General features: G+C 43.2%; 9 protein-coding genes. 6 read left to right on the top strand and 3 right to left on the bottom strand.

Annotation, left to right across the window (positions count from 1 at the left end; translation table 11 throughout):
• The 4 genes from H6S82_RS07625 to H6S82_RS07610 form a co-directional block, all read left to right on the top strand.
• Positions 1-790, top strand: a 790-nt coding sequence (locus H6S82_RS07625) for an aldehyde dehydrogenase family protein (protein WP_191056124.1), incomplete at its 5' end; no start/stop codon positions are given.
• A 98-nt stretch (positions 791-888) separates the two neighbouring features.
• Positions 889-1,347: a DUF29 domain-containing protein gene (locus tag H6S82_RS07620; protein ID WP_190464227.1), complete on the top strand. Its 459-nt coding sequence runs from the start codon at positions 889-891 to the stop codon at positions 1,345-1,347.
• A gap of 45 nt (positions 1,348-1,392) precedes the next feature.
• Positions 1,393-1,860 carry a DUF29 domain-containing protein gene (locus H6S82_RS07615; RefSeq protein ID WP_190464226.1) on the top strand — a complete coding sequence of 156 codons (468 nt, stop codon included), beginning with the start codon at positions 1,393-1,395 and terminating at the stop codon, positions 1,858-1,860.
• Between the two features lie 4 nt (positions 1,861-1,864).
• Complete coding sequence (locus H6S82_RS07610) at positions 1,865-2,323, top strand: DUF29 domain-containing protein (RefSeq protein ID WP_190464225.1); 459 nt, start codon at positions 1,865-1,867, stop codon at positions 2,321-2,323.
• A gap of 24 nt (positions 2,324-2,347) precedes the next feature.
• Here H6S82_RS07610 and H6S82_RS07605 read toward each other — a convergent pair whose 3' ends face one another.
• Positions 2,348-2,854: a DCC1-like thiol-disulfide oxidoreductase family protein gene (locus tag H6S82_RS07605; protein WP_190464224.1), complete on the bottom strand. Its 507-nt coding sequence runs from the start codon at positions 2,852-2,854 to the stop codon at positions 2,348-2,350.
• Between the two features lie 204 nt (positions 2,855-3,058).
• On the opposite strand from H6S82_RS07605, the gene H6S82_RS07600 reads away from it, so the two are divergent.
• Both H6S82_RS07600 and H6S82_RS07595 read left to right on the top strand, forming a co-directional pair.
• Positions 3,059-4,360: an acetyl ornithine aminotransferase family protein gene (locus H6S82_RS07600; protein WP_190464223.1), complete on the top strand. Its 1,302-nt coding sequence runs from the start codon at positions 3,059-3,061 to the stop codon at positions 4,358-4,360.
• A 145-nt stretch (positions 4,361-4,505) separates the two neighbouring features.
• Positions 4,506-5,420 (top strand): DUF1338 domain-containing protein, encoded by a 915-nt coding sequence (locus tag H6S82_RS07595; protein WP_190464222.1) that lies wholly within the window; start codon positions 4,506-4,508, stop codon positions 5,418-5,420.
• A 146-nt stretch (positions 5,421-5,566) separates the two neighbouring features.
• Here H6S82_RS07595 and H6S82_RS07590 read toward each other — a convergent pair whose 3' ends face one another.
• The gene (locus H6S82_RS07590) at positions 5,567-8,821 is read right to left on the bottom strand and encodes a tetratricopeptide repeat protein (protein ID WP_190464219.1); all 3,255 of its coding nucleotides are present in this window, start codon (positions 8,819-8,821) and stop codon (positions 5,567-5,569) included.
• 54 nt (positions 8,822-8,875) lie between these two features.
• Positions 8,876-10,061, bottom strand: a 1,186-nt coding sequence (locus tag H6S82_RS07585) for a WD40 repeat domain-containing protein (RefSeq protein WP_191056123.1), incomplete at its 5' end; no start/stop codon positions are given.

The following is a 10,061-nucleotide window of genomic DNA, read 5'->3' as shown; positions in this document are numbered from 1 at the left end:
TGCAGAAATTGGGGCTACTTGCGGGCGAACTCACAAGCGAGTTTGCTTGGAATTGGGCGGCAAAAATGCCCAAATTGTGATGGATGATGCGGATTTAGAATTAGCTTTGGAAGGTGCTGTTTGGGGAGCATTCGGTACAACCGGTCAGCGCTGTACAGCTACAAGTCGCCTGCTTTTACATCGGGATATCAAAGATAAGTTTACTTCGATGTTCGTAGAGCGGACTGCCAAGTTGCGTCTCGGTGCTGGTATTGACCCGAATACGAATGTTGGGCCTTTGGTGAATGTCGCTCAGCTTCAGCGAGTTAGCGGTTATTTAGAAGTGGCTCATTTTGAGAAAGCAAAGGTGTTAATCGGTGGCAAGATAGCCAATATGGGAGATTTAAAATATGGTTTTTTCTTTGAGCCGACGATTCTGGATAATGTTACTCCAGATATGCGCGTTGCCCGCGAAGAAATTTTCGGCCCTGTCGTATCTTTAATTGAAGTTAATTCCTTTGAAGAAGCGATAAAAATACTCAACGACACGCCTTACGGTTTATCTTCATCGATTTATACTCGCGATGTCAACCGCGCTTTCCAAGCAATGCGCGATATCGAGGCGGGAATTACTTATATTAATGGCCCAACGATTGGTGCGGAAGTGCATTTACCTTTTGGTGGTGTCAAGCAAACGGGTAACGGACATCGGGAGGCGGGGACTGCTGCTTTGGATGTGTTTTCGGAATGGAAGAGTGTTTATGTAGATTTTTCCGGTCGTTTGCAACGCGCTCAAATCGATAATCATTAGGCATCTCCTCCAAAAGAATCTCTCTCGGCAGGCAGGATGCCTACCCCACAAGAATTTTTGGAGATGTTTATTAAATAATTTGTCAGAGGTATTGCGAGATGACGGTATCTCAGTCGGAAAATCCAACCGCCAATCTTTACGATCGCGACTTTTGTTTGTGGGCAGAGGAAACGGCAAAACTTTTGCAGGCTGGGAAATTTGGCCAAATCGATTTGGAACACCTGATCGAAGAAGTTGAAGATATGAGCGGTAGCCAAAAGCGGGCATTGCTAAGTAATTTGCGCGTCCTTTTGATGCACTTATTAAAGTACAAATATCAGTCACAAAAACGTTCCAAAAGTTGGCGTCACACGATCGTAGAACATCGCATTCGCTTGGAAGATGCCTTTGAGGAGAGTCCCAGTCTGAGAGAGTATTTTCTCGAAATTTTTGATAAAGCTTATCAGAAAGCCAGAAAACAAGCTGCTGAGGAAACAGAATTGCCGCTACATACGTTTCCTAACGAGTCGCCTTTTACCCCCGCACAAATTCTTGACGAAAATTTCTTTCCCGAATAATTAAGTTAGTTAAGTTGTAATATAACTTATAAGAGGCATTGCGATATGACGGTATCTCAGTCAAAAAATGAAACTGCCAACCTTTACGATCGCGATTACTATTTATGGACAGAAGAAATTGCTAAAATCTTGCGCCAAGGCAGATTTGCAGATTTAGATGTAAAAAATTTGCTCCTCGAAATTGAAGAGATGGGAAAGCGTGAAAAGCGGGCAGTTGAAAGTAACTTGGTTGTGGTTTTGCTCCACCTACTTAAATACAAATATCAGCCAGAAAAACGTTCTGGTAGTTGGGAGGGAAGTATGCGAGAGCATCGGCGCAGATTAAATCGAGAATTAGACGATAGCCCCAGTTTAAGGCCATATTTAGAAACTATTTTTGATAGCTGCTACCAAAACGCCAGAGAGCAAGCAAAAGATGAAACAAGACTGCCAGTTGAAACCTTTCCTGTGAATTCTCCATTTACTCTTGAAGAGAGCCTGAATCCGGATTTTTTACCCGAAGCTGAGGATTAATCTTATGGCGGTAAGCTATAAAAATAGCAATGTTAGCAACCTATACGATCGCGACTTTTACTTATGGATTGAAGAAACTGCTAGGTTACTGCGCGAGGGCAAGTTTTCTGAGCTAGATACTGAAAATTTAATCGATGAAATTGAGAGTTTAGGCAGATGGAAAAAACGGGAATTAGATGAGAGTCTTTTGGCCGTTATGCAGCATTTATTAAAGTACCAATACTTTCCTAAACAGCGTCTTGATGAATGGCGTGCTACGATTACAGAACATCGCATCCGCCTGGAGCAAATTTTGGCAAGCAGCCCTAGTTTAAGTTCGTTATTGCTAGAAGAATTTGCTCAAACCTATCAAGACGCTAAGAAAATTGTTGAGATGGAGATGGAATTAACTTCAGATACTTTACCTAGCGAATCGCCTTTTACCCCCGCACAAACCCTTGACGAAAATTTATTTCCCGATTAAAAATTGCCGATCGCATGGCTAAAATTAATTCTCATCTTCGTTCAGTCTACAACGCCCTTCTGTCTGGCACTCAAGGCGCTGGTGGCGCTGAGCTACAATTGTTGCTAAGTCGGGTCTTCCGGTCAATTTAAGCCGCCAGTCAGCCCAAATTCCATACAGCCGATCGACGATCGCACCAATAATGGGCCACCCGGTCGCCGCATAAATCCATCCCATCCCCAAAATCTCGTAGACGCGACGAAAAACTTCCACATTTTTGATGACAGTACCGTCGGGAAGTACAGCATGAATTCGTCCCATCGCCGTTTCAAAGTCCACGCCGCCATGTTCTTCCGGGGTGTAGCTGCTGTCGGCGATGTCGGTAAACTTTACCAGACCTCGACCCGCGTCTTGTTTCTGCAAGAAATTGACTTCTCTCACGCACAACGGACATTCTCCGTCGTACAGCAGCTCGATTTGCCAGGATGGAGAGGATTGAGATGGGGTCGCGACTGGAACGGATTCGGGAAACTGGGTTTTTGGCGAGGACATAGGCATTAATCAATTTATTCCTCAAGCGAGGAGAAACAGATACAACTAACTATTTTACAAAACTTAACACTATTTTGGTTGTGTCGATCGCCTTCAGTTAATTAAATTTTAAATTTCGGATCGGGGAATTATAGATATGGAAACAGAAGTTACAGACAAAAGCGATAAATCGTTGATTCTCTTATCCAAAAATGTTGAGTGAAAATGCTTACTATTTCAACCGATCGTACTTTACCCCGCATTCCGCGTCTTGTCACCCCGTTACCTGGGCCACGCGCTCGCGCTTTGGTGGAACGCGATCGCGCCGTCACTTCCCCATCCTACACCCGTGGTTACCCGTTAGTAGCCGATCGCGGGGAAGGTTGTATGTTAGAGGATGTGGATGGCAATGTGTTTTTAGATTTAACCGCCGGAATTGCTGTTACGAATACCGGACACGCGCACCCAGAAGTTGTACGTGCAATTCAAGCACAATCGGCCAATCTTATTCATATGTCGGGTACTGATTTTTACTACGAACCGATGGTAGAATTGGCAGAAAAATTGGCAGCGCGTGCGCCTTTTCCTAATAGTGCGAAAGTATTTTTTACTAACTCTGGTGCTGAATCGAACGAAGGGGCGATTAAATTAGCTCGATATTATACCGGACGCTCCTTAATAGTAGCCTTTTTGGGAGCATTTCACGGACGTACATATGGGGCAATGTCTCTCACCGGTTCCAAAGTTGTGCAGCGCAAAAATTTCGGCCCTTTGTTACCTGGTGTAACTCATATTCCTTACGGCACTCACGAAAGTTTAGATTATCTGGAACATCAGCTTTTTACTACTGTTTTACCAGCTACAGAAATTGCGGCAATTGTGGTAGAACCGATTCAAGGAGAAGGCGGTTATATTGTGCCGGAAGATGGCTTTTTAGAGAGGATTAGAAAAATATGCGATCGCTACAATATTCTCATGGTAGTGGATGAAGTGCAATCGGGCATGGGTCGCACCGGGAAATTATTTGCGATCGAACATTGGGGAGTAATGCCGGATATCATTACTTTAGCCAAAGGTATCGCCAGCGGTTTGCCATTAGGTGCAATTTTAGCGCGACCCGAATTAATGACATGGCCTCCCGGTTCTCACGCTACCACATTTGGCGGCAATCCGGTTGCTTGTGCAGCTGCTAACGTTACCTTGCGATTGTTGGAAACCGAACTGATGGATAATGCCAGCAGAATGGGAGAGTTATTGCAAGCAGGTTTAACTCAATTATCGCAGCGTTTTAAGCGAGTTTCGCCGCCCAGAGGAAAAGGTTTGATGGTGGCGATCGATCTCCTTGATGAGGAAGGTAACCTAGATGCCAAATTAAGAGATAAAATTGTAGATGATGCTTTCTACAAAGGCTTGTTGCTGTTAGGTTGCGGAAAAGCGGCGATTCGTTTTTGTCCGCCTTTAGTTATCGACAGCAACCAAATTCAGGTTGCTTTGCAGATTCTCGCCGACTTGTTGGCAGAGATCTAATTTAAACGCAAAGGAACGCAGAGGTAATCGCAAAGTGCGCCAAGAAGAGGTGAAGGATAAGAGCAAAATTTAGCGATACCAATACTCTGCGTTCCTCTGCGTTTACCTTTGCGTTCCTTTGCGTTGAAAATTTACTTTTAATCATATGTCAAATATTGAAGTTACTCGCAATTTGTGGCATAAACTCTGGGAAAAATATAGCGCTAGAGTCAGTTACGCAAAAGTTTACCAGCAGATGATAACCGAAGCGGGCGGTGTTGTGGCAAATGACCACATTGCTTTTCGTTCTTTGGGTCTGAATGTTAATGGTGTTAACTTGGGAATTCCTTATTTAGAACGCATTGTGGAAAGCTTGGGGTATTCGGCGGCGGGGGAATATGTTTTTGCCGATAAGCATTTGTATGCGCGTCACTATCGCCATCCGGAACAAGAGGAATTTGATTTGCCGAAATTGTTTATCAGCGAGTTGATTGTGGATGAGTTACCGGATGAAATATCACAACAAATCTATCAAACAGTTAGCTCAATTAATTCTAGCATTTATCCGAACTTATCCGAGCTAGAAAAAGCAGATGTTGAGCTAATTGTAAATGAATTGGAAAATGTGTTCGATCGCCCTTGGCAACCACCTGTGCGATCGAGCGTGGAAGCAGTAAATAAAGTAACTCAGTATGGTGCTTGGGTACTCCTGCACGGATACGCGGTCAACCACTTTACCGGCTATGTCAACCGTCAGAACACAGATAGATACCCGGATATTGAAACTACTGTCCGTGGTTTATCAGAACGCGGCGTACCGATGAAAGCCGAGATTGAAGGCACTCTTGAAATAGGTTTGCGTCAGACCGCAACTCAAGCTGTAACCGAAATGGTGACTGTGCGAGATGATACCAGTGGTGAATTGATAAGCATTCCTTGGACTTATGCTTATTATGAAATTGCCGAGCGTTTTTTGGTAGAAATTGGTTCCGGACAGAAGGTGCTTTTTGATGCTTTTCAAGGAAATAATGCCACACATTTGTTTGAAATGACCAAACTAAGCCGAGGGACTAGGGGCTAGGGAAGAGGGAAAAGGGTTACGGAGTATGGGATGGAAGGTTAGAGGTAAGAGTCGGAGTTGTCCTAACACTGGCGGTTACGATATCAGCGAGAGTTGTTATTCATAGCCAATCCAAAATCCAAAATCCAAAATCCCAAATCGGCTGGCTAAAACCCATTACCAATTAAAATAAAAGGTGCCCAATAAAAGGGATGATTGAGACGATTGCTAACTACCGACGCACTACCCTGAGAGACTGCGCGGACGGCAATACCTCTCTGTTCTTCGCTTACTGCTACTGTCGAGTTTCCGGTAATTAAAGCGATTTGCGCTTGCCGCAAAGCTTCGGCTTTTGTGATGTTTTCTTTTTGCAATCCTGCGTAAAAAGCATTCATCAAAACTTGAGTACCGCCATCGGAAATTGACCACAATGAGGCAATCGCTGCCTTCGCACCAATTCGTTGCATTTGGTAACCAAAACCGAGTATTTCTTTACCGTTTCCCAATTGTTTTCCTACTCCTGTTTCACAAGCACTCAGCACTACTAAATCTGCATTGGGTAATGACCAAGTTTCGACATCGCGAAGGGTGACGCGACTGCCATCACCAAATAGGATAAAAGATTCTTCGGGCTGACCGGTGACAAAGGCAGCATGAGTGGCAAAATGAATAATATTGTAATCGTTGAGACGGGGAAGAACTGCTGCGGGACTGAAGGCAGTATCTAATAATATAATGGTGTTGTTGATTGTTGCCGCCAGGTTGTTTACTTCGCGACCTGCAAATGGCAGTCCGGCGAAATTAAGTTGGCGATTTCCAATCGGAACGCTGTAGTTTCCTGTGGTAAAAGCACCCGCTAAGACGCGGGGATTATTGGGTATTTTTGGTTTGAAATCGGTTAGATTTGCGGCGGTGATATAGTTAATGGCGAAACGCTGCACTAGCCACTGTTTGCCATCATTAAGAGCTGCTAAAGGAATATAGCGTAGTTGTGCGTCTGGGGCGTAGATAATTGTTTGCGCTTTGCTGTCTGCGATTTCTTTTTCGATTGGTTTGATGAGCCAATTATATAATTGCTTTGCTGGTATTGTAGCATCTGAATTCGGATTTTGTAAAGCTTCGCGAAATTGGGCGATCGCCTTTTCTATTTCCTGCCTTTTTACTGCCACAGGTCGATGTATTGGCCCAGAATCAGGCGTTACCAGCACTAATTCCAAACGGTCTTGTAAAATCAGGGGATAAATTAATACAGATGATTTCGGCAACTGCTGCAAGTTTTGCTGGACGCGATCGAGATTGGCTAAATTGAGGTTTTCGCCTTTTGATTTTTCGTTCAATTCTTGTACAAGCGCCACGACATCCGGACTGCGGATAAATTCGTTAAATTCTATTTTTTGTTGCTGTTCGATCCTCTCCAATTCGGCAATTCGCTGTTGCTGGGCTGGTGTGCGATCGACATCTGGTATACTGCGTAATTGTGCCAGTTCTTTACCCAATTGCACGACTTGAACATATTTTTCCGAAATTTGTGCTTCTTGGGGCAATAAATCGACGCCTTGCGCTGTGCGATCGTTTCCCCGGACGTTTCGCAAATATTCGGCTAATTCTTGTATTTTCAGCAAATCGAGAACTTGTTTTGCTTCGTCAGCGCGATTTTGTTTGAGTAACAAATCGGCTAATCTGCGATAGGTATCGGCAACGGTATCTGTGAAAGATTTCTGCTGTTCTATGGACAGGGATTTTAAATCTTTGCGGATAGATTCGGTAAGATTAACTGCTTGCTTGTAGAAAATAATTGCCAAGGTTGACTGATTTTGTTTTTCTAACAGATAACCGATATTGCTAAAAGCTATTCCTTCGCCCGCTTTGTCGCCTATTTCTTGGAGAATTGTTAAAGATTGTTGTAAAAAATCCAATGCTTTGGCATAATTGCGCTGACTGTAATAAACGTTGGCGATACTGTTAAGCGTCCGACCTTTTCCGCCTTTGTCACCAATTTTTTGACGCACTGCTAATGCTTGTTGCAAAAATTGTTGTGCTTGCGAATAATTTCGGAACTTGGTATAGATACCGCCAATATGATTGAGGGCTTCTCCTTCGCCTGCTTTATCGCCAATTTGTTGAGAAATTGCTAAAGCTTGTTGATAATATTGTATTGCTTTGGTATACTGGTTTTGACTTTCGTAAATAATGCCGATCGCATCTAAAGCGCGACCTTCCCCTGCCTTATCTCCCGTTTCTTTCCGAATCGCCAATGCTTGCTGCAAAAATTCTAAAGCTTGGGGATATTGACCTAAATTATAGGCGACGCCGCCCAAGTTGGTGAGAGAATTTCCCACGCCATTTTTATCGCCAATTTCGTTACGAATCGCCAATCCTTGCTGATAATATTGCAGCGCTTGCGGATACTTACCCAAACTGTAAGAAATGCCACCAATGTTATCAAAAGTGTTGCCAATGCCAACTTTGTCGCCAATTTCTTTCGCAATTGCCAAAGATTGTTGATATACTTGTAAAGATTTATCGTATTGACCTAAATTTTCATAAATAACACCAATGCCGTTGAGAGTAGTACCAACGCTGGCTTTATCGCCCATATCTTGTAGAATCGGTAAAGCTTGTTGATAGAATTCTAGCGCTTGCGAATATTGACTTAATTGACGATAAACTAAGCCGATGTTGCTGAGGAGACGCGCCACGCCAGCTTTATCGTTAATAGTGCGACGAATTGCCAAAGCTTGCTGGTAGTATTGCAAAGCGCGATCGTATTCGCCTAAGCTGGAATAAACGCCGCCGATGTTATTCAGCGTGCGTCCTTCGTCGCGTTTGTCTCCAACTTCCTGACGAATTGCTAAAGCTTGTTTGTATAATTCTAATGCTTTGTTATAATCGCCTTGGGCAGCAGCAAGGGCAGCTATATTGTGCAAAGCTTCCCCTTCCACTACACGCTTACCGATTTGTTTGGCTATTTCTAAAGCTTGTTGATGCAATTCTAAAGCTTTGGGATAATCGCCTAACTGACGATAAACAAAACCAATATTGTTGAGTGTTTCGCCAATACCAACTTTTTCGTCAAGTTCTTTGCGAATAGTTAAAGCTTGCTGCAAATTTTCCATTGCTTTATCGTAATCGCCAAGACTGGTGTAAACTTCGCCGATGTTGTCGAGTGTTTCGCCAATACCGAGTTTATCTTTAAAATTTTGCCGAATGATGAGAACTTGTTGATAAATTTGCAGTGCAGCTTGAAATTCACCTGTACGAAATTGTGCGACGCCTTGTTGAAATAGTCGGTCTGCTTCCGCTTTTGTATTTGTGACAGAAATTTGTGCCGTGACACTGACATTGTGAGTCAACGGTGTCGCCGGGATAGCAAACACCAGAGTAGAAGCGATCGCAATTAAGTAATGAAGGCGGAGGTGCATCTGGCTTAATTAAAAAAATGTTTGATATGGCGTTATTTTTGACATATATAAAATTTAGCGATCGGACAAATTCCAAAGCCAAATTTTCTTGTTAACTGCACTAGCTAAAGTTTTTACATCCGAACTGATAGCAGTCATCTTCTGCGGATTATTTATGTAACTGTTTCCATAAAAGATGCGCTGCACTTTTCCTGTGGCGACATCCCAAAGTTTGAAAGTTCTATCAAAATTTTGACTGATCATATATTTCCCATCTTTTGACAAAAAGGTAAAATAGTTAGGGCTGTTGTTTTCGATAGTTCTGATAACCTGTTGGTTGCCAATATTTAAAGATTCCATAATATTGCCTTTCCTCCTAACTATAGTTTGACCGTCCGAACTAAAACCGACAAATAAAAATATAGGGATCGTGCGGACAGAACCACTATTTATGGTACTATTAATTTGCTTTGTCCTGACGTTCCACAGATTGATAGTTCCGCGCCTATTCACACTAGCTAAAGTTTGACCGTTTGGGCTAAATGCCACTGCATAAACGGGCGTGTTATCGCCCGTGAAAGTAGTTTGAAGTTGACCCGCGCTAACATCCCACAGCTTGACCGTCGTGTCGCCAGCACTAGCTAAAATTTGACTATCTGGACTGAAAACAAGAGAAAGTATGTCAGATGAATGTCCGGTAAGATTGCTTTTCAATTGTCCTGTGCGAAGGTTCCATAATTTGATGCTACGATCGCTACTACCAGCAGCTAAAATTTGACCGTCTGGACTGATGGCTAAGGTAGAAGCTGAAGCAGAAAGTCCGGTAAGAGTGCTTTTCAATTTGCCTGTGCTGACCTGCCACAATTTGATAGTTTTGTCATCATGACCGGTCGCTAAAGTTTGACCGTCGGGGGTAATGGCTACTGCATTTACGTTAGAGTCAGCTTCAATTGTTTTGTTAGGGAAGAATTCTGGCATCATTTTTTTTGTATCTGCCAGCAAGCGATCGCCCCAAAGTTGCGTTTTCAACTTCTCAAATTCAATTAAGAATTGATGGGGTTGATTGAGCTTATTCATTATTGCCAAACAACCTTGTCGATCGCCCTTTCCATAGGTTGCTACCGCCAGCGCTATTTGCATTAATTGAATCCGCTCTGCATTTTTACCGTAATAAGCTTGCGGGTCAACTGTTTGCCAGGAACGAATTGCTCCTTCTACATCTCCCAATTCGTATTTAGCTAAACCTAAAAATAAAGAAGCA

The organism is Planktothrix sp. FACHB-1355 (genome assembly GCF_014748295.1).
Classification (GTDB): Bacteria; Cyanobacteriota; Cyanobacteriia; order Cyanobacteriales; family Aerosakkonemataceae; genus Aerosakkonema; species Aerosakkonema funiforme_A.
This window is presented reverse-complemented; position numbering and strand designations above follow the sequence as displayed.

Bases quoted from the DNA above. Each gene is read 5' to 3' on its own strand.
- H6S82_RS07620 (WP_190464227.1), top strand. From the start codon at position 889: ATGACGGTATCTCAGTCGGAAAATCCAACCGCCAATCTTTACGATCGC.
- H6S82_RS07600 (WP_190464223.1), top strand. From the start codon at position 3,059: ATGCTTACTATTTCAACCGATCGTACTTTACCCCGCATTCCGCGTCTT.
- H6S82_RS07605 (WP_190464224.1), bottom strand. From the start codon at position 2,854: ATGTCCTCGCCAAAAACCCAGTTTCCCGAATCCGTTCCAGTCGCGACC.
- H6S82_RS07615 (WP_190464226.1), top strand. From the start codon at position 1,393: ATGACGGTATCTCAGTCAAAAAATGAAACTGCCAACCTTTACGATCGC.
- H6S82_RS07590 (WP_190464219.1), bottom strand. From the start codon at position 8,821: ATGCACCTCCGCCTTCATTACTTAATTGCGATCGCTTCTACTCTGGTG.
- H6S82_RS07610 (WP_190464225.1), top strand. From the start codon at position 1,865: ATGGCGGTAAGCTATAAAAATAGCAATGTTAGCAACCTATACGATCGC.
- H6S82_RS07595 (WP_190464222.1), top strand. From the start codon at position 4,506: ATGTCAAATATTGAAGTTACTCGCAATTTGTGGCATAAACTCTGGGAA.